General features: G+C 64.1%; 23 protein-coding genes. 7 read left to right on the plus strand and 16 right to left on the minus strand.

Going from position 1 to position 18,502, the window contains the following annotated elements; all coding sequences use genetic code 11:
* Window positions 1–152 precede the first annotated feature (152 nt).
* The 5 genes from ABQF30_RS10900 to ABQF30_RS10920 form a co-directional block, all read right to left on the minus strand.
* Window positions 153–464, minus strand: a complete 312-nt coding sequence (locus ABQF30_RS10900) for a type II toxin-antitoxin system PemK/MazF family toxin (RefSeq protein WP_448463147.1) — start codon at window positions 462–464, stop codon at window positions 153–155.
* Window positions 454–687 carry a hypothetical protein gene (locus ABQF30_RS10905; protein WP_448463149.1) on the minus strand — a complete coding sequence of 78 codons (234 nt, stop codon included), beginning with the start codon at window positions 685–687 and terminating at the stop codon, window positions 454–456. Before ABQF30_RS10905 ends, ABQF30_RS10900 begins: the two co-directional genes overlap by 11 nt.
* Before the next feature lie 388 nt (window positions 688–1,075).
* Window positions 1,076–1,504 (minus strand): type II toxin-antitoxin system VapC family toxin, encoded by a 429-nt coding sequence (locus ABQF30_RS10910; protein WP_448463151.1) that lies wholly within the window; start codon window positions 1,502–1,504, stop codon window positions 1,076–1,078.
* Window positions 1,501–1,746 (minus strand): FitA-like ribbon-helix-helix domain-containing protein, encoded by a 246-nt coding sequence (locus tag ABQF30_RS10915; RefSeq protein ID WP_448463153.1) that lies wholly within the window; start codon window positions 1,744–1,746, stop codon window positions 1,501–1,503. The genes ABQF30_RS10910 and ABQF30_RS10915 overlap by 4 nt, the downstream gene beginning before the upstream one ends.
* Before the next feature lie 312 nt (window positions 1,747–2,058).
* On the minus strand, window positions 2,059–2,688 hold the full coding sequence (locus ABQF30_RS10920) for a TIGR03086 family metal-binding protein (protein ID WP_448463155.1): 630 nt from the start codon (window positions 2,686–2,688) through the stop codon (window positions 2,059–2,061).
* 63 nt (window positions 2,689–2,751) lie between these two features.
* Between ABQF30_RS10920 and ABQF30_RS10925 the strand changes: the two genes are divergently transcribed.
* Complete coding sequence (locus ABQF30_RS10925) at window positions 2,752–3,699, plus strand: helix-turn-helix transcriptional regulator (RefSeq protein WP_448463157.1); 948 nt, start codon at window positions 2,752–2,754, stop codon at window positions 3,697–3,699.
* 401 nt (window positions 3,700–4,100) lie between these two features.
* Here the strand turns inward: ABQF30_RS10925 and ABQF30_RS10930 are convergent, their stop codons facing one another.
* Window positions 4,101–4,679, minus strand: a complete 579-nt coding sequence (locus ABQF30_RS10930) for a hypothetical protein (protein ID WP_448463159.1) — start codon at window positions 4,677–4,679, stop codon at window positions 4,101–4,103.
* Between the two features lie 392 nt (window positions 4,680–5,071).
* On the opposite strand from ABQF30_RS10930, the gene ABQF30_RS10935 reads away from it, so the two are divergent.
* The 3 genes from ABQF30_RS10935 (at window position 5,072) to ABQF30_RS10945 (ending at window position 8,308) form a co-directional block, all read left to right on the plus strand.
* Window positions 5,072–5,473 carry a type II toxin-antitoxin system VapC family toxin gene (locus tag ABQF30_RS10935; RefSeq protein WP_448463161.1) on the plus strand — a complete coding sequence of 134 codons (402 nt, stop codon included), beginning with the start codon at window positions 5,072–5,074 and terminating at the stop codon, window positions 5,471–5,473.
* 259 nt (window positions 5,474–5,732) lie between these two features.
* Complete coding sequence (locus tag ABQF30_RS10940) at window positions 5,733–7,418, plus strand: GMC family oxidoreductase (protein WP_448463163.1); 1,686 nt, start codon at window positions 5,733–5,735, stop codon at window positions 7,416–7,418.
* Between the two features lie 80 nt (window positions 7,419–7,498).
* Entirely contained in the window at window positions 7,499–8,308 is an 810-nt protein-coding gene (locus ABQF30_RS10945) for an LLM class F420-dependent oxidoreductase (RefSeq protein WP_448463165.1), read from the plus strand.
* 77 nt (window positions 8,309–8,385) lie between these two features.
* On the opposite strand, the gene ABQF30_RS10950 is transcribed toward ABQF30_RS10945, so the two are convergent.
* The 5 genes from ABQF30_RS10950 to ABQF30_RS10970 form a co-directional block, all read right to left on the minus strand.
* Window positions 8,386–8,994 carry an LGFP repeat-containing protein gene (locus ABQF30_RS10950; protein WP_448463167.1) on the minus strand — a complete coding sequence of 203 codons (609 nt, stop codon included), beginning with the start codon at window positions 8,992–8,994 and terminating at the stop codon, window positions 8,386–8,388.
* Between the two features lie 564 nt (window positions 8,995–9,558).
* Window positions 9,559–10,467: a TIGR03619 family F420-dependent LLM class oxidoreductase gene (locus tag ABQF30_RS10955; protein WP_448463169.1), complete on the minus strand. Its 909-nt coding sequence runs from the start codon at window positions 10,465–10,467 to the stop codon at window positions 9,559–9,561.
* Window positions 10,468–10,574: 107 nt separating this feature from the next.
* The gene (locus ABQF30_RS10960; RefSeq protein ID WP_448463171.1) at window positions 10,575–11,195 is read right to left on the minus strand and encodes an NADPH-dependent F420 reductase; all 621 of its coding nucleotides are present in this window, start codon (window positions 11,193–11,195) and stop codon (window positions 10,575–10,577) included.
* Between the two features lie 79 nt (window positions 11,196–11,274).
* Window positions 11,275–11,700 carry a nuclear transport factor 2 family protein gene (locus ABQF30_RS10965; protein ID WP_448463173.1) on the minus strand — a complete coding sequence of 142 codons (426 nt, stop codon included), beginning with the start codon at window positions 11,698–11,700 and terminating at the stop codon, window positions 11,275–11,277.
* A 48-nt stretch (window positions 11,701–11,748) separates the two neighbouring features.
* Window positions 11,749–12,483, minus strand: coding sequence for an SDR family NAD(P)-dependent oxidoreductase (locus tag ABQF30_RS10970; protein WP_448463175.1), 735 nt, complete (start codon window positions 12,481–12,483; stop codon window positions 11,749–11,751).
* 126 nt (window positions 12,484–12,609) lie between these two features.
* Between ABQF30_RS10970 and ABQF30_RS10975 the strand changes: the two genes are divergently transcribed.
* Window positions 12,610–13,230: a TetR/AcrR family transcriptional regulator gene (locus tag ABQF30_RS10975; RefSeq protein WP_448463177.1), complete on the plus strand. Its 621-nt coding sequence runs from the start codon at window positions 12,610–12,612 to the stop codon at window positions 13,228–13,230.
* Between the two features lie 109 nt (window positions 13,231–13,339).
* Here the strand turns inward: ABQF30_RS10975 and ABQF30_RS10980 are convergent, their stop codons facing one another.
* Together ABQF30_RS10980 and ABQF30_RS10985 are read right to left on the minus strand one after the other, a co-directional pair.
* Window positions 13,340–14,191, minus strand: a complete 852-nt coding sequence (locus ABQF30_RS10980; RefSeq protein WP_448463179.1) for a class I SAM-dependent methyltransferase — start codon at window positions 14,189–14,191, stop codon at window positions 13,340–13,342.
* Window positions 14,188–14,832 carry a hypothetical protein gene (locus tag ABQF30_RS10985; RefSeq protein WP_448463624.1) on the minus strand — a complete coding sequence of 215 codons (645 nt, stop codon included), beginning with the start codon at window positions 14,830–14,832 and terminating at the stop codon, window positions 14,188–14,190. The genes ABQF30_RS10980 and ABQF30_RS10985 overlap by 4 nt, the downstream gene beginning before the upstream one ends.
* 117 nt (window positions 14,833–14,949) lie before the next feature.
* On the opposite strand from ABQF30_RS10985, the gene ABQF30_RS10990 reads away from it, so the two are divergent.
* Window positions 14,950–15,576, plus strand: a complete 627-nt coding sequence (locus ABQF30_RS10990; protein WP_448463181.1) for a TetR/AcrR family transcriptional regulator — start codon at window positions 14,950–14,952, stop codon at window positions 15,574–15,576.
* A 160-nt stretch (window positions 15,577–15,736) separates the two neighbouring features.
* On the opposite strand, the gene ABQF30_RS10995 is transcribed toward ABQF30_RS10990, so the two are convergent.
* Genes ABQF30_RS10995 through ABQF30_RS11005 form a run of 3 tightly spaced genes read right to left on the minus strand, consistent with a single transcriptional unit; the run spans window position 15,737 to window position 17,821 of the window.
* Window positions 15,737–16,162, minus strand: a complete 426-nt coding sequence (locus tag ABQF30_RS10995; RefSeq protein WP_448463183.1) for a nuclear transport factor 2-like protein — start codon at window positions 16,160–16,162, stop codon at window positions 15,737–15,739.
* Between the two features lie 37 nt (window positions 16,163–16,199).
* Window positions 16,200–17,144: an SDR family oxidoreductase gene (locus ABQF30_RS11000; RefSeq protein ID WP_448463184.1), complete on the minus strand. Its 945-nt coding sequence runs from the start codon at window positions 17,142–17,144 to the stop codon at window positions 16,200–16,202.
* 44 nt (window positions 17,145–17,188) lie between these two features.
* On the minus strand, window positions 17,189–17,821 hold the full coding sequence (locus ABQF30_RS11005; protein WP_448463186.1) for an NADPH-dependent F420 reductase: 633 nt from the start codon (window positions 17,819–17,821) through the stop codon (window positions 17,189–17,191).
* A gap of 94 nt (window positions 17,822–17,915) precedes the next feature.
* Between ABQF30_RS11005 and ABQF30_RS11010 the strand changes: the two genes are divergently transcribed.
* Window positions 17,916–18,395 (plus strand): MarR family winged helix-turn-helix transcriptional regulator, encoded by a 480-nt coding sequence (locus ABQF30_RS11010; protein ID WP_448463188.1) that lies wholly within the window; start codon window positions 17,916–17,918, stop codon window positions 18,393–18,395.
* Window positions 18,396–18,502 lie beyond the last annotated feature (107 nt).

Here is an 18,502-nt window from a genome sequence, read left to right on the forward strand (position 1 = left end):
CGAGGGGAACATTTCGACTGGGCCAGAATACGGAACTGTCAGCACGAACGAGACGACCAACCGTCATCCCCTCTCAGATTCCTGGCAATTCCAAAGGTCCTGTCTGCCAAATTATTTGAGGCCGGACAGATGTTGATGTGACGGTGCAGCGCTTACAGATCTAGGACGATGCGCAGTGCCGCGCCAACACGGCGCATCTCGTCGAAGCTCAGGAACCCGACGCTCTTGCCGAGACGGCCCGGGTCAACGGCCGCGGCCTGCTCGGCAAGTACCCGCGTGTTCACACCGCCGATTTCAACCTCGGGACGAAAACTGGCTGCACGGGCCGACGTAGACGTCGGGGCCACCAGCCAGGTCGACAGCGGCAGCTGATCTGACTGGACGACCACGGCGTAGCGGGAGCCGGACTGCTCGTGACCGCGACTCCCCCGCGGGCCACGCAAATGAAAGACCTCACCACGCACGCAGCGTCTCCATATCGCGCAGCACCTGCATTGCCTCAGCGCGGTCCGACTCGTCGGCAGCAAGCCTTTCCGCCTCAGCGCGAATCGCCGCACTGGCCTTCCGCCGTGCGGCATCGATGAGGGCAGATCGAACGGCTGCGGACACAGCCGTTCCATCTTTGGTCAAGACCTCCAGCGCCTTCGATGCGTCTTCGTCCGGCCGGAAGGTAATCGTGTCAGCCATAGCACCAGTGTACGACGTTTTGTAAGACAGCCACTGGATCCGCATGTGCGACGGTTAGCACAGCTACCTGCCGACAACCCGACGTAGCCGTGCAGCACACAGAACACGCCCACCCGGAATCTTCGCGGCCATCGCTCACAATGACCCTTTGTCGCCATGGATATCAGGGGTTCCAGCGTCTCGTGGTGCGCTCGAGTTGCAACTCGATTCAGGAGGAATACGGCGGAAACGAATATGGCGGGTTACCAGTAACGACGCCGTTCATCTGACGAATAACAGACGTTCGGATTCCTGGGCAGATGCGGACTGCTACTGCTAAACCGCTGTGCTGCAGTGCATTTCACTGACGTCGTTTCGCAAGTGACGCGCGGCGTTTGCGGCCAAGCGGTTACGGCGATGCCAAATCCCACGGATTGACGAGTTCGACGCCGGTGTCAACGAAGTCATTGACGTTGCGCGTCGCAAGTCCGGCGTTCCAGTTGCGGCAAATTGCGGCGATCTGCCCATCGGCCATGCTGATCTGGAGTCCGCTACGCTCCCGGTCAGCAACGATGTCTGCATAGTGGGTTGCCGCCAGCGCGTCGAATGGCAAAATCCTGTCCCGGAAATCCTCCGCCAGCAGTCCGTCGACCATTTCACGAAGGTCACGTCGGCGACGCCCGTTCGGCAATCGGGCTACGCCGTACATCAGTTCCGCCGCCGTCACGGCAGTCAGCATTATGTCGGACACATCCAAACAGTCGACCCAACGACTGACGCCAGGTTCCGGTGCTGGGCGCATCAGCTCCGAGACGACGTTGGTATCCAAGACGATCATTCGTCAAGGACCGCAGCACGTGGCCGCTCGGTCCGGCTGGGCTGGTCAAGCTCCACCCCCCCGCTTCCCGAGAAGCGCTGCCGAATCCGCGTCGCCATCCCCGGACCACCCACAGGGCGTTCCAATGCCGTGCGCAAGATCTCGCGTACCTCCGATTCCATCGACCGGCCGTGCTCTGCTGCGCGAATACGCAGTGCCGCTTTGAGCTCGTCGTCAAAATCGCGAATCGTCAAGGTCGCCATCAGTCACCCCTCGCGTGGTGCTTGCATTGCAGTCAATGCTAGCAGCTATTCGGCACTTGGCGCGATTCCTATCCGGCAAACTCCGCGCCCGGTTTACTGGGGCAGGACCGACGATTGGAACGACGACCCCGGCTGGCGGATGACGACTCTCCTGCATACCAACTGGCCAACCCGCTGGCGGTACCTGCAGTGGAGGAAATACGGCGGGTTACCAGTTAAGTACGCAGTTTTCGATTGTGGCCCAACGGTTTTGAAAGTCCGTTCATTCGCCCGCCCGTGTGTCACAGATCGAGAACAAGAAGCAGCGCTTGGTCATCGGCGGAGCGGATCCCGGCCATTCCAGGCGACGAGGCGGTCGATGGCGGGGGCGTCCTCGGAGATCGGGACGGCCTCGGCGAACGGGACACGGACCTCGTCGAGCCCCATCCCGGCTGAGATCTCTTCGTAGAACGCCAGGCGGTTCTCGGGCGGGAGGAAATGGCGTGCCCCGAGCGCCGCGGCGACGACGGTGTCGTCCCAGTCGGGCTGCTGACCGGTCGCCGTCGCAAGGTCCCACGTGTGGACTGTCAGCTCGGAGAAGTAGGTCGACAGCACCTCGGCGCCGCTGCCTTCGATCCACGGCAGTGCCATGGGGCGTTCGAGTACGGCGTCGTCGCTCCAGGCATCCGCGGCTCGTCTCCCCGACTCCCGCCACCCATCGGGCCATCGATTGTCGGCGACTGGGGTCTCGGTGACTGCAAACGGATTCTCGCCGTTGCCGAGCGCGGCAATTCGGTCGAGCACGCCGATGAGGTGGGCGAGCAGTGCGCGGACGTCCATGTCTGTGCATGGCGTCGGGTCGGTGAGTTGCTCTGGCCGGACGCCGGCGATGGCGAGCCCGACGGTGGCGATGGCACGGTCGAGGATTGGGCGGGGGTCCGTGGTGTTGGTCGATGTGATCATGGCGCCATTGTGCCGACCTAAACCGGTCACCTTGTGGCCAGTTTGATGTGGAAGTGTGGTTGCATGCGAGCCGACCGGCTAGTGGCCATCCTCCTGCTGCTGCAACAGCGCGAGCAGGTGACAGCGTCCGAGGTCGCCCTGGAGTTGGAGGTGTCCGAGCGCACCGCCCGTCGCGATCTCGAAGCGTTGAGCGTCGCCGGGTTGCCGGTGTACTCCATGCAGGGCCGAGGGGGCGGGTGGCGCCTCTTGGGTGGGGCTCGCACCGATCTGTCCGGGCTGACCGCGAGCGAGGCCCGCGCGCTGTTTCTGGTCGCCGGACCGGCCTCGGCGGCAACCCCGACCGTGAAAGCCGCTCTGCGCAAGCTCGTTCGCGCGCTGCCAGAGCCGTTCCGGGAGCAGGCCGAGGCGGCCGCGACATCCGTCGTCGTCGACCCAGGACACTGGGGATCCAGCCAGCTCGCTCCCCGACCACCCCGGTTTCTCGACGACCTTCAAGAGGCGGTGGTGCGCGGTGTTCAGGTACGGCTCGGTTACGTCGACCGTAAGGGTTCGGAGACCGTGCGGACCGTGCACCCACTGGGCATCGTCGCCAAGGGCTCGACGTGGTACCTGGTCTCCAATACCGACGCCGGTCGACGAACCTTCCGGATCGACCGTGTGTCGTCGGTCGAGTTGACCGACGATCGCGTCCAACGACCCGACGGATTCGACCTTGCCGAGAGCTGGCGCGAGATCGCCGACGAGGTTGATCGAAGGCGCACTCCCCTTGAGGCCCAGGCCATATGCGCTCCCGACGGGCTCGGCGTGCTTCGGATGGCGTTCGGGGGCCGCCTCGAAATTGGCGGTTCCACGCTCGACGGTCGGATCGAGATCGTCGTCCGCGGCCACGACGAGTACACCCTCGCAGGCGAACTTGCCGGTCTCAACGAATGGCTCGAAGTCACCGGCCCGCAGGGCGTGCGCGACCACCTCGCCTCGATCGGCGGCGCGCTTGTAGCGCGGTACAGCTGAGCCGGGCCCCTATGACCGCTGACCGACGGAACGGGACGCGCGCACTCCCCTTCCCGACGAAGCAGTTTCGGACCCACCATCAAACCGCTGAACTGCCAGTTGCAGCGAGGCAATCCGGAGCAACCGTGCTCACAGTCCGGGGCAGCTCGCCGTACCTTGCGTCATCCCCGCTGGGCTTCCACCGTGATCGTATGCGTAAGCATCTCCCCTGGACTGAATACGGCGGGCTGCCAGCATACCTCGCCGGTTTACGCTGCTGCCCAACGATTTTCGTTTACCGAGCGAGGCCAAGGAATGGCATCATTGCCCGTCCTTGCAAGTCGAAACCTCGCGGCCTGTCCGGCAAATCTGCGGTATACGCCCTGCACCCGAAAGAAGGCAGCGAGTGTTCGACGCACGGCTCAGTCCTTGTCCGTGGTTTGTAGTAACCCCCACGAGAACACCATCCAACTGTGCTCGACCGCTTTTCCTGGCTCGGCGATCTGGAACTTGTACGACTCGTACGGGGGCCACAAATCGCCTTCCTCGACTGGGGGCCCGAAGTGCTCGACAACCTCATCCCGAAGGCAACTCCACGGCACAAGGTCGGCGAGGCCGGAAACAGTAACGCGCGGGGCGTGGGCACGTCGCGCGAATCCGGCGTTATGCGCGATCGGAAGTTCGGGCGATGCCAGATAAAAGAACTCCATGTCCGGCCACAAGGGCAGGTTGGCGTAGGTGCATCGGGTCAGCATCGTGGGCTGGCTGCCCGCGGATGGCTCCGTGTGCAGTGATTGGGGCGGCCCCAGTAGGCCAGGTACCTGGTCGAACCAGACGGGAGGCCGGAAGATGGTTTCGTATTCGACTGCGACCCTGCTCATTTCGTGGCGGTCAGCGCCCAACTCTGTGAGCGCCCTGTCAACGATGGAATCGTTGCCTCGAAACCCGGAAAGCAGCCTGAGCTGAAATAATCGGATACCCGCATCGGTGTGATCAGCCATGCCAACACCCCTTCTTGAGATCGTGCGGCGAGCGCTAACCACCTCGACGCCAATGTAGTCGGCATGACCGGGTGCCGAGATTGTCATGCACCAGAAGGCTTCGCGCTCGTCGAGAACGGAGTTCGGACGCACAGACGCGCGCATCGTCACTGCAAACATTCACGCCGCGGAGCGTTCACGGCACATTGGGCATGAATTGGTTGGACATGCGCATCATCTGAACGGTCACATCACTCGTTTCCAGTCCGCATCGGCTACGTCAGGACCTGGGCTACTACCTGAGCCGATCGGTGGACGATGCACATTATCCTGTCCGAGAATGCCTGTGCTGTCATGTGAATCGAGGAAGATCCCGGTAGCGGAACATCTGCGGTTTGTGTGACGGTACTGGCATGACAATCTTCGTCATCGATGCACCGGTGGCCATCGACCTCGCCGCTAGCGGAGCGACCATTCCAACGGCACACAGCCTGGCGGCTCCTACCCTGTTGCGCTCGCAGGCGCTCGCCCTCGTGTACCAATCAGTGCACCGCGGCGAGATCGATGAACGGGCCGGCCGGAAAATTCTCGACGATATTCGTAAGCTGCGGATCCGGCTGCTCGGCGACCGAGTGCTGCAGGACCACGCGTGGCGAATAGCCGAGAAGTTGAACTGGCAGGACACCTACCAGGCTGAGTACATCGCACTAACCCAACTGCAGGGCGACGTGCTGGCCACTGCGGACAAGAAACTCGCTGCCGCAGCGCTCGCACTTGTCGAAACCGTGTCCCCGGCCGACATTCTGCGACCGTAGCGTAATGCACGCAGGTCCGAATGTAGTCCGCCCATGACCTGGTGGATCGCAGATCTTCCACGACCCCTTTTGCACTATTACGCGGGTAGGCCTTGGCGAGGGGTGGCCTCTAGCAAACAAACCTCAGGGCAAGCACGAGGTGTGACCGGGCCAGCGCAGTCTCTCCCGACGAAGTCATCGCACATATGCGATCGTCGATTGCCGCACCATCGCGCACACTAGGACCCGCATCCGACGCCGTGGAGGAACCTTGCCGGAAATGAGCCCTGTCGCCGAGTTCGACTTCGTCATCGTGGGAGCAGGCAGTGCGGGCTGCCTGCTCGCCAATCGGCTCAGCGCCAATCCTGAACACCGTGTGCTCTTGATTGAGGCCGGCGGCAAAGACAACTGGTTCTGGATCAAGGTGCCGGTGGGCTACCTGTACACAATTGCCAACCCGCGCACCGACTGGTGCTTCACGACCGAGGCCGACCCAGGTCTCGCCGGCCGCAGCATTCACTACGCGCGGGGCCGCGTGATCGGCGGCAGCTCGTCGATCAACGCCATGATCCACATGCGCGGGCAGGCTTCCGATTTCGACCTGTGGGCGCAGGCCACCGGTGACGAGCGCTGGCGTTGGGGTGGCCCGGACGGTGCCGGCGAGACTCTGGCGATCTATAGGGACTTGGAAGACTACTTCGGCGGAGCCGACGACTGGCACGGCGCCGGTGGCGAGATTCCCGTCGAGCGGCCGCGGGTGCGCTGGAAGATCTTGGACGCCTGGCAGGCAGCCGCTGCCCAGGTGGGCATCTCCCCGATCGACGAGTTCAACCGGGGTGACAACGCCGGTAGCGCGTACTTTCACGTCAATCAGCGGCGTGGCCGTCGCTGGTCGATGGCTGATGCCTTCCTGCATCCCGTCGCCCAACGACCAAATCTCACCATCTACACCCAGACCCAGGCCTTGCGGCTGCTGATGGACGACCAGGTCCGCGAGGATCAGCGTCGCGGCGCCTGGACCACAGCTCAGCACCGCGCCACCGGCGTGCGACTGCTCAAAGACGGCCAAATCGTCGATGTCCAAGCCCGCAGTGAGGTGATCCTGAGCGCCGGAGCGATCGGGTCGCCGCATCTGATGCAGGCATCCGGTCTGGGCCCAGCCGAGCTGCTTACGCAGCATCAAGTGCCGGTGGCCGTCGATCTGCCGGGAGTGGGTGAAAACCTCCAGGACCACCTGCAGCTGCGAACGATCTACCGGATGCGGGGCGCCCGGACCGTCAACACCCTGTACCGGAATTGGATCACCCGTGGAGGGATGGGACTTCAGTACCTGTTGCTGCGCTCAGGACCCATGACCATGCCGCCCTCCACCCTGGGGGCTTTCGCCAAAAGCGATCCCGCGCAGGCCAGTTGCGATCTGGAGTGGCATGTGCAGCCCTTGTCGTTGGCCAAGTTCGGCGAACCTCTGCACCGTTTCGGAGCGATCACTCCCTCGGTGTGCAATCTGCGACCCAGCTCGCGCGGCCATGTGCGGATCGCCAGCGCAGATCCGCTTATCTACCCGAAGATCTCCTGCAACTACCTGTCCACTGATGACGATCGTCAAACTGCCGTGCGCGGACTCCGGATGACCCGGCGGATCATGGCGGCGCAGCCTTTGGCCCGCTATTGCCCGGAAGAATTACTTCCTGGCCCGGAACTGGTGAGCGACGAAGACCTGCAGCAGGCGGCCCGCGAACTCGGTACAACCATCTTTCACCCGGTGGGCACCTGCGCGATGGGAGCCTTTGACACGCGTGGTCTGCCACGGTCCGCCGCGACGGTGCTCGACACCGATTGTCGCGTCTACGGCGTCGCCGGCCTTCGAGTGGCTGACGCTTCGGCGATGCCCACCATCACGTCCGGGAACACCAACGCGCCGGTCATGCTGGTCGCGGAACGCGCAGCGCGGGCGATCCTGGGATAGGCCGACGTGCCGATGCGGAATAAACTCCGCGCCCAATGAACTTGGCTCAAGAGTCGCCCCTCCCCGACTCAGGAGCATCCATGAACCGTCCCGTCCGCGTCGCTGTGCAGATCCAGCCCGGCGGCACCCCCGATTACCGCACCTGGCGCGAGGCCGTCCTCGCCGCCGATGACCTAGGCGTCGACGTGATCTTCGGCTACGACCACTTCCACCGCCCGGCGATGAAGGGCATTGTCGACGGCAAGCCCGTCATGTTCGACGAGCAGCCCGACGTCGCCAACTTCGAGGGATGGACCGCGCTGGCGTCGTGGGGCGAGATCACCTCACACGCCGAGATCGGGCTCCTCGTCACCGGCGTCGGCTACCGCAACGCGGACCTGCTCGCTGACATGGCGCGCACCGTCGACCACATCAGTGGCGGCCGGCTCATCCTGGGCCTCGGCGCGGGGTGGTACGAAAAGGACTACACCACATACGGTTACGACTTCGGCACCTTCGGCTCCCGCTTCGATCTGTTCGACGACAGCTTGATCCGCATCGAGAACCGACTCGCAGCACTGATTCCGCCGCCCGTGCGCAAGCTACCGATCCTCATCGGCGGCACGGGACCCAAGCGCTCGCTGCCCGCCGTTGCCCGGCACGCCGACATCTGGCACGCGTTCCAGGATCTCGACGCCTTCCGCAAGTCCAGCGACCGCGTCGATGAGCTGGCGGCGACGTTCGGCCGCAACGGCGCTGACATCGAACGCTCGACGCTGTGGGAGAACGCCGACAGCGCCGATGCCTTTCGCGAGGCAGGAGTCACGCTGTTCCAGACCGAACTCACCGCCGACGACGGTTACGACCTCGCGTCTCTCAAGGAGGTGCTCACCTGGCGGGACAACGGGTGAGCCCGCGACGCAATGTCGGATGGATGGCTTTCGGACAGAATCGATTGGCGCGCAATGCTGCTGGCCTTTGCCGCCGTCTACAGCCCGGAGGGCACGACCTTGTCGTTGATCGTCACCTCAACCTGGCCGGTCGTCGTGTTGTACTCGACCTTGCCGTGCTCGAACGTCGTCACGAGCAGATCGCCGACGGCGTTCTCGTCGCTGGTGGGTGCGCCCAGCGGACCCACCGAGCCGTTTTCGCCGATGACCGCAGGCACGCCGTCAGGGTCGCGCGGGACATTCCAGGCCTCCCGGATCTTGCCCCAGGTGATATATCCAGGCGTGCCCGCCTCGTCGTTCTTGGCAGTGATTACGCCGCCCTGGAATTGCTGGAACAGCACGCCGCTCTCCCGTGCTCCCGCGTTACGGTCACCCGTCAGTGGCTTGCCTAGTCCCTCCCTCTGACTCTGGGATGCCGACGAGTACTTGGCAGCGATCGGACCCGTCAGGGTCACCTCGACGTCTCTCTCCCCGATGAGCTTCACTTCGGTGGGCTGCGGCGGAGTCTCAACCGTGGAGGTGACGATCAACGCGACCTGAGGCGGCATCGACGAATCGACAGTCTGGCCGTTGCTGCAGCCCACAGTCATCAGTGCGACGGCGGCCATGCCCAGGACTGCCCTCTGGCGGTATGCGATCGTCCTCATCGGTTTCCTCGCGCGTCTTCCTGTGGGGTGGTCAACTTTCGGCGAACTCCCAGCCGGCCCGGACTATAACCGAAACACTTGAGTGGCGCGCCATTCCGCTTAAAACGCCCGCTTCCGCCAAATGAGTCAGGCCGCTTCGCGTCCCAATTCTGAGTTCTCCGCAGTCTCGCATATCCCTCCCCTGTCCGGGAACCTCTGAGGCCCCGAGGCGGGTGAGTACGTCGCTCTTGGGGAAACTTCGCGCCGTAGTCTCGTTCGAACGCGGTGATCGCCGCCCGCGCCTGTCGGCGTCCTCGGCGTTGTAGATTTCCTTCATCGCGGCCTGCGCACCCGCATGCGCCGCTGCGGGAAGACGTCGCGTAGCAGTCGCCCACGACTCGCAGGCAAGTTCTCCTGTTCCAGCCGCATTTTTCAGGTGAATCCACTGGCAGTAATCGGGTCAAGCACTCCTCGCTCCCGCAGCACCTGCGCCCAGCGCGCCACAGCCATGCTGATGTTACGGCTGAAGATCGACCAACGGTCTTGAGGCATAAGCGGTATCGCGCTGCACCCCAATTGTTTTCATCACCTGCTCTCCGAGCAAGCCCTCCCACGATTACTCCATGCGGTGATTACCTGGCTGGCGAAGTCGAGCAGCTGCTCGAGGCTGGGGAACAGTGCGAAGGCATCCACGATCGCCTCATCGACGCCGTCCCCCGAGAAACGTTCGATCTTGTCGACCACCGAGTCAACGGACATGCCGGGTTCGACGTTGATCCGCATGGCGGTCTTCAGTGTGTCAGGATCACGACCGGCGTCCTGCGCCACCCGGCGGGCGATCGACCACAAGTGGTCGGAATCCTGCAGACCCTCGACCCCGAGCCAGCCGGTGCCGATGCGGCCGACCCGACGCATCGCGGCCTCGCTGGCCCCGCCGATCCAGATGGGCGGACCACCAGCCTGGACCGGGCGCAGGTCCGCATGGACCGGCGGCAGGGAGAAGAACTCGCTGTCCCACGACACCGGAGTGGTCGTCCACCATTCCTGCAGGAACGCCAGCACGTCGTCGAGCATCCGCCCGCGCCGGCGCCAGTCTGCACCGCGGGCGATGTCATGTTCGTCCTTCATCCACCCGACCCCCACGCCAACGTCAAGCCGGCCGTCGCTGAGCACGTCGAGGGTTGTCAGCTGCCGGGCCAGGTGCGTCGGCTCGTAGTAGAACGTGCTGAGCGTGCTCGCGTTCAGCCGCACCCGACTGGTTGCCGTCGCGGCGACCGTCCACAGCAGCACCGGATCGAGGTAACGGGTCATCTGCGGCGGGTACGGCTGCTCTTTGCCCGGATAGGTGCTCTGCATATTCACCGGTGTGACCAGTCGATCGCCGACCCACAGCGTGTCATAACCAAGGTCCTCGAGCCCTCGGCAGAACACGCTCAGGCCGACCGCGCTGCTGATAGCAGGCCCGACGATAGGAATGACGAAACCAAGCTTCATCGCGTGAACCCTGCTCATGAGATGTTGTGTCCTGTCGCATTTTTAGTGTCATGCCCGTCGCCGTCGGATCCGGCACGGGGCCCGCCCCGCGAGGTCGTGCCCGACTGTCAGCCGAGGTTCACGCCGAGGGAGAAGTTCAAGTTCCCAACGCCATGGCTGGCCAGGCCTACTGACAGCAGGCCCGCGCCCTCCAGCCAGTGCGCCATGCTCAGGCCGCCGGTGTCCTGCGGGCGCAGTCCGAGACTCTCGATGAACGCTGACACGCTCGCCTTGGCCTGCGCGTCATCGCCGGCGATGAACACATCCAGCGGACCACCCGCAGCCAGGACGTCGCGAAACAGTGTGTTGAACGCCTTCACGACATGGGCGCTCCTCGGGGCGGCCTCGGCGACCATTTTCGCGATGGAGGTGCCGTCAGGGACGGCCAGTCCGGTGACGCTGGCGTTGAAGGGGTTGGTGATGTCGACGATGATCTTGCCTGCCAGCGCGTCCCCGAACTGATTGACGGTCGGCACGGCGCTATCGAAAAGCACTGCGAGGAAGACGATCTCGCCCGCTGGCGTGGCGCCCCACGTTCCGGCTGTCGCGCCATTGCCGAGCGTGCCGGCCAGGGCTGCGGCCTTGGCCGCATCGCGACCTATGACTTCGACGGCGTTGCCGCCTTTGACGGCCAGGGCGCCGATGGCGCTGGCCATGTTCCCCGAGCCGATGATGCTGATGCTGCTCATGGCGTGGTCTCTTTCACTTGTTGTCTCGTTCGAGCGAGTTGGTGGTGCTCACATGCACTTTGGAGATCAGGCCGCGCGGTCACTGCGAATGGGTGAGAAGTTCCCAGGGCTGCATGCCGAGGAGACCGGCAAGGTGTCCCTGCATCTGGACACCAGACGGCAGCGGGCGCCACCATATGGTCACCTCGGCGATCTTCCCGTTCGCGTCGAGCAGGATGTAGTCCATTCCGTCGACCACGGTGTTTTCGATCTGCAGCCGGAAGTACGCGGCGTGGTGCGTCTCGCCGCTGAGGACTTCCTTGTAGGTGAGGTCGGCCGCCACGGTGCCGACCGTCCGCATGGCTTCCAGGACGGCCTCGCGGCCCGTGAATGGCTCATCGCCGAGCGGGCCGTACAGCACCACATTCTCGGCGAGGATTCCGGAAAGGGCGTCTTTGTCTGCGCCGCCGTGCATGCTGTCGACGAAGAACTCCACCGTCTTGCGGTGCGGGGCGAAGGTGGTCATGGTAGTCCCTAACATCGTTGTGTTGTAGCAGGTTTGGGAGCTTCTGGCTCAGATCACTGTGGTGCCGCCGTCGACCACCAACTCCATGCCGTTGACATAGCTCGAGTCGTCGGAGGCGAGGAACAACGCGGTCGACGCGATCTCCTCGGGGCGGCCCATCTCTCGGCGCGGGATCACGGACTCGAACTGCGCCTTCATCTCGTCGTCCATCACTTCTGCCAACATCGGCGAGGCGACTTGGCCGGGGGTCAGCACGTTCACCCGGATCTTCCTGTCCCTCAGCTCCGACACCCACACCCGTGCGTAGGCGGGCAGCACGGCCTTGCTCGCTGCGTACACACTCCAATTCGGGTAGCCCCGCAGCGACGCGTTCGACCCGGTCATGAAGATCGAGCCGCCATCGTTGAACAGCGGTAGCGCCTTCTGGACCGTGAACAGCGTGCCGCGCGCGTTCAGCCCGAAGGCGGCATCGAAATCCTCCTCGGTGATCTCGCCGAGCTTGCTCTGCGCGCCCGTCCCGGAACTCGCCCACAGCACGTCGATCGCGCCCTTCTCCTGCTTGACCGTGTCGAACAACCGGTCCAGATCGTCGAGGTTGGCCGAATCACCCTGCACGCCAGTGACATTCCGGCCGATCAGTTCGACGGCCTGGTCCAGCGCGTCCTTCCGTCGGCCCGAGATGAAAACGTGGGCTCCTTCGTCCACGAACAACTTGGCGCCGGCCAGCGCCATACCGCTTGTTGCGCCGGTGATTACCGCGACCTTGCCATCGAGCTTTCCCACGATTACTCCATTCAATCGCCAGCGCCAGTGCTATGTACACCGATCTGCGTGCTTAACGTATCGGACGGCCACGCGAAGCGCAAGCTATGCACACCGATCCGTACCCACCTCGGCTAAACTGGGCGTATGACGGAGTTGGAGAAGGGGCCGCGAGGCCTGCGCCGCGGCAGAGGCGCACGAGAGCGCATCCTCGGCGCGTCACGACAGCTGTTCCGCGATCAAGGCATCAACAGCACCGGCCTGGACCAGCTTTGCGCGGTGGCCCAGGTGTCCAAGCGCACGTTTTACCAGCACTTCACCAGCAAGGATGAGCTGATCGCCGAACACCTACGCCGGTTCGATCCCGACGTCCTGCCTGAGGTGTTCGACCGCACCGACCTCACGCCCCGCGAACGGCTCCTCGCCGCCTTCGACATTCGCGCTCCCCTGTGCCCGTACATCGCGGCAGCCGTCGAACTCCACGACGCGGGCCACCCGGCACGCATGCATGCCCGCGACTACAAGAAGGCTTTCGCCGCGCGGCTCACCGATACCGCGCGCGAGGCCGGCGCCACCGACCCCGAACAACTCGGCGAACAACTGGCGCTGCTCTTGGATGGCGCCTCGGCCCGTAACCGAGTCCTCGACAGCGAAACCTTCGCCACCGCCGCCGCCATCGCCGCCGTCCTCATCGACAACGCCATCCCCAAGCGGCGAGCTCAGTCGAAGTTGACGCCAAGGGAGAAGTTGAAGCCCACCACGCCATAGCCGCCCCGGCCTACCGACTGCAAGCCCGCCTCTAGTCAGTGCCACTGCACCCCAATAGTTTTCATCCGACGCACCAGTCTCGATACGATGTGCGATAGCCGGGCAACCGCTATGGCCCACGACGCCGGCCGGGCTTTGTTGCGGTGTATAGCCATCCATGGGCCGGAAGCCGGACCCCGTCATCCGACTCACTGCCTCGCAACGTTTTCAGGACCGCAGCACGCGCCCGGTGCCGACCAGCCGCATTGGCGTGCCTGAGCATTGGGTGCAACGGCCCATCGAATAGAAAGTCCGTCGCTTCCTCGGCTCCTCGACCGATGAAACTGACGACATCCACAGGCTTGGCCACGATCTCAACGAAACCCGCCCCATAAAGGATCGACCCGACCTGTTGCGGCTCAGCGAATAGCTCCACGCCGTCTCCGCTCAGCTCGTCCGCAACAGCGACGTGTTCAGCTACGGCCTCGTAGATGGCTTGAAACGGCTTGCTTGCGTCACGATGCGTGACGAATGCGACGCGACCGCCGGGTCGAATCGTGTCCAAGATGTTGACGAACGCAGCGACCGGATCGGCGAAGAACATGACCCCGGCACGGCTGATCGCGACGTCGAAGTGATCTCTTGGGAAGGAATGGACCTGCGCGTCTGCGCGCACAAACGAGAGATTGGTGATCCCCTCCTCGGTGGCGAGCCGGCGCGCACACTCCAACATCGGCGCCGACAGGTCGACACCAACAACCCTGCCCCGCCGGGACTGTCGCGCAGCCAACCGCGTGGTTTGACCAGTCCCACAACCGATATCGAGTACGTCGCTCGCTTCGGTGAGCGCAGCGCCAACCAGCAGTTCGCGGTCAAAGCCCTGGGCCATCGCGTCATAGCGCTCAAAGTGGTCGGCCCAATGGACACCGTCCACACCATTCCAGACTTCGTCCTGATGAACGTTTACGACCTCAGCCATCATGCATCTGCCGCGGTGCCCTGGTGACGATCAAGGAAAGTACGACGGCAACCGGGGCAGCAGAATCCGTACGTGCTTCCGCCTACCTCCGCGGTGAAGGCGACCGAGTCGTTGACCCGCACCGTCGCGCCACATACCGGGTCGACCGCCATCCCGTCGGGCACTTCTCCGAAGCCCCGGACAGCGTCACTGATCATGTCCGTCAGGACGGAGTCGCTGACAACGCGCCCGAACACGCCGTAGCTTCCCTCCGGTACACCCAAGACATGCACCTCTGCGTGCGGCTGCCGATACACCCGGCCTGAATCGGCGTCCGCCTCAGCCAACGTGCGAGTAATACGGCCAATCAAGTACTCGCTCAACGGCTTGCGCCACGGGCCCGGCACATAGACACGCACGACGTAGCGCGGTGGTTCGGTCGGGTCGCGCCGACGGCCCCCGGCGACCCACACGTCAACCTCATGCACGACCACATGGGTGATGCTTTCGAGGAAATCCAGGACACCAGGGTCGGCGCGTTCGGCGTCTGGCTCGCTGAAGGCCTGCGGGTCATCGTGCATTCCGTGCGCGGTGAGCCGGTGCGCAAGTCGCTCGAGTTCCGCCCGCGAATGTGCTCCCCTCGGCACGAACAGTTCGGTGAACATCACGTGAGTTCCTCCCGTCGGCAATAAGTTTGGAACTGACGGTGCATCGCGGCTCTGGCCGGGCCAGATACGCTCCGCCCTTTCCCACTGTAGGCGTACAGCGTAAACTTTCAAGTGATGCCCCGATCTCGAACATTGACCCGAGCCGCCATCGCCACTGCCGCGCTAGCTGTACTGGATCGCGGCGGACTTGCCGCCCTTTCCATGCGGGCCGTGGCCAGCGAACTCGGCATGAGCGCGATGGCGCTCTACCGCTACGTCGACGATCGCGAACAACTCGAAAAATGCATCGTGGAGCACCTTTTGGATCCCATCGACCTCAGGTTGCCCGTCGAGCTCTCCTGGAAGGACCAGATCGAGGCGTTGATGGATCGCCTCCGCAGCGCCATCGGCGCCCATTCCGCGGCCGTCCCCCTCCTACTCGCCCATCGCCATCAGTCACTCGCATCCCTGCGCTGGATCGAGGCGATGCTGGACGTGCTCGCCGAGGCGGGCCTAACCGGAAAAGATAGGGCCATCGCGCAACGCAGCCTCGTCAGCTACCTGCTCGGCAGTCTCACCAATCAGCACCTGGGTTCCCTGTCCGGGTCGGGCACCGCTGCTATGGCCGCGCTTTCGAACACTGAATTCCCCCGGGTAGCCGAAGCGGCCCGCACGGCCCGACTCATCACGCCCGACGAAGAATTTCAGCGCGGCCTCGCGGTCTTCCTGCACGGCCTCAAGATCCTTGGTACCTCAGGTTGAGCTGTGAAGGTCCGAACCGGCACTCGACCCAGCCAAGCCAGTTGATTGGTGCGGGTACGAGTACGCCGGTGTACCGGCAAAGTAGTCCTGCTTATTGCATTGCCCCGTAAAGGGTTTCTCCTTATTTGGCGCTTTGCGGCAGCAGCGTAAGTCCGCCGAATCACTGCCCATTTGTGCGTAATTCCCAGGGCTGCATGCCGATTGCATCCGCGAGGTTCCGCTGCAGTGCGACGCCGGACGGCAAAGTGCGGTAGAAGATGTTCACCTCGGCGATCTTGCCGTCCACGTCGAGCAGGACGAAGAATATGCCGTTGACTGCGGCTTCTCCGACTTGCAGCCGGAAGTGTGCGGCGTGGTGGGTCTCGCCGCTGAGGACCTCCATGTAGGTGTCGTCGGATGACAGCTTGTTGACTTTCCTGATGGTTTCCACGGCGACCTCGCGGCCGGTGACTGGCTCGTCGCCGAACGGGCCGTACAGCACCACGTCCTCGGCGAGCAATCGGGTGAGCGTGTCTTCGTCTGCGCCGCCGTTGATGCAGTCGACGAAGGACTCCAAGGTGTCGCGGTGCGCGGCGAACGTCGTCATGGTTACTCCCGGTGATTTGTGAATGTGGTTGGTGTGCTTAGGCCGTCAGCCGGCCGGAGAAGTAATGGCCGTTGTCCAGGTCGGCGAGCAGTTTGGGCTGGACGGGTTCCCAGCCGAGGCTCTGGCGCGTGATCAGGTTCGAGGCCGGGAGATCCATCGTGACCAGGTTCGTGAACATGCCGAAGTACCCCGGCAGCATCAGTACGTCCCTGGGAACGCTCGCGGTGGGCAGGCCCAGACGGCTGCCGATGGCCTCGGCGATCTCGCGGAACGGGATGCCCCCGTCTTCAATCGCGTGCCAATAGCTGCCAGCCGGACCCTTCTCCAGCGCCAAGCGGAACAGGGAGGCGACATCGCGGATGTGCACGGCACCCCACAGATTCTCGCCGTCTCCGGGATAGCCGGCGAAGCCCTTCTCCTTCGCGAGCGCGATCAGTCCCGGGAGGAAGCCTGCACTATCGGTCGTGCTGTGCGCGATGGTGGGAAGTCGCACGATCGACGACCGCACTCCCCGCTCGGCGAGACCGATTACGGCGGTCTCCACGGCGTTACGGAAGCGCAGGGTGCCCTTGTGCTCATCGCCGCTGAGCAGGGCCGGATCCTCCTCGGTCACCGGCCGGCCCAGATTCCCGGGCGAGGCCATGCTGCCAGCCGCGACCAGCGGCTTTCCGGTTCCAGCGAGTGCCTCGCCGTACGCGTCGATGACCGGCAGTTCCGCGGCGGTCACCGCGTCGATGCCGCCGGACGGCAGCAGGTCTTGCCTGTGCGCGACGTGGATGACGCCGTCGGAGTCGGCGGCCGCCTCCTTGAGCCCGTCGAGATCCTCGAGGCTGCCGCGACGCACCTTCGCGCCGAGCGCGGACAGGGCCGTCGCGGACGTGCCGGACCGGGCCAGGCCGGTGACCTCGTGCCCGGCGGCGATGAGTTCGGGGATGATGTACGAACCGGAGTGGCCGGTTCCGCCAGTGACGAAAACGCGCATGTGACTGTCCTTTTGGGGGTAGGTGTAGGGGCTGGTGCGCGTAGTCAGCTGAGAATGCTGACGCCGAGGACGAAGTTGGTGTGCTTGACGGAGTGGGTCATCAGGCCAAGCTGCAGCAGGGCGGCGTTCTCCAGTGCCCGCGCCATGGGCAGCTGACCGGCGTCCATTGGGCGCAGGCCCAGGCTCTCGATGAACTCCGACACACGTGCCTTTGCCTGCGCGTCATCGCCGGCGATGAACACGTCTAATGGGCGACCCTCGGCTGAGCCGGCCGCCAGAACATTGGCGAACAGAGTGTTGAGCGCCTTGACGACATGCGCGCCGGCGGGGGCAGCCTTGGCGATCTCTTGCGCGCCGGAACTGCCCTCGGGGGTGACGAAGCCCGTGAAATCGGGGGTCACGGGGTTGGTGATATCGATGATGACCTTGCCGCCCAGGGCATCCCCGTATTCGCTGACCACCGCCGCCGCGTTGGCGTATGGCACGGCGACGATAACGATGTCGCCCGCCGGGGCGGTCCCGGCCGTCCCGACAGTGGCGCCGTCGAGCGCCGTCGCCAATTCCTTCGCCTTGACCGGGTCGCGTCCGATGACCTCGACTGCGTTGCCGCCAGCGAGCGCCCGTTCGGCCAAGGCGCTGGCCATGTTCCCCAAGCCGATGATGCTGATGCTGCTCATGAGATGTCCCGTCTACACTGTCAATCAATGGTTGATGACTCAACCATAATGTGCTTTGGTTGACGTGTCAACAAATGGAAAGGTGAGGAGGCCGATGAACCCGAATTGGCTGAACGTTCGTGAAGACCGCGCCTGGCGGGCCTTCATACATGCGCATCAACAAATCGAAGTCCACCTGAGCCGACGCCTGCAGGAATCGGGCCTGTCCGGGTCCGATTACGAGGTCCTCGCGTTACTCTCGGCTCTCGACGGAGACCGCATGCCCGCCCACGCCCTGTGCGAGGCACTGGGCTGGGAGAAGAGCCGTCTCTCCCACCAGGTGCGGCGCATGCAGAACGACGGGCTGGTCAGCCGGGAACCCAATCCCGACGACGCCCGCAGCACCATGGTCTGTCTGCTGCCGGCCGGCCTCGCGGCGATCGAGAAGGCGGCACCGAGGCACGTGGAAGACGTCCGCCGAAACTTCATCGACTTGTTCACCCCGGCTGAGCTCGACATGCTCGCCACCCTCAACGAACGAGTCCTGCACCACCTGGCCAAAGACAACTCCCCCGCCGAAGGCGATCCTTCGTAACCTTCGTCGGCGGTGAGCATTTCGTCACATTCCGCCTGCTACACCACCCGAGAGTTGACGCCGCCGCTTTCAACCCTGGGACGAATGCTGGCGGCACGAGCACGTGG

The sequence above is a fragment of the Mycolicibacterium sp. XJ870 genome, from assembly GCF_053483975.1.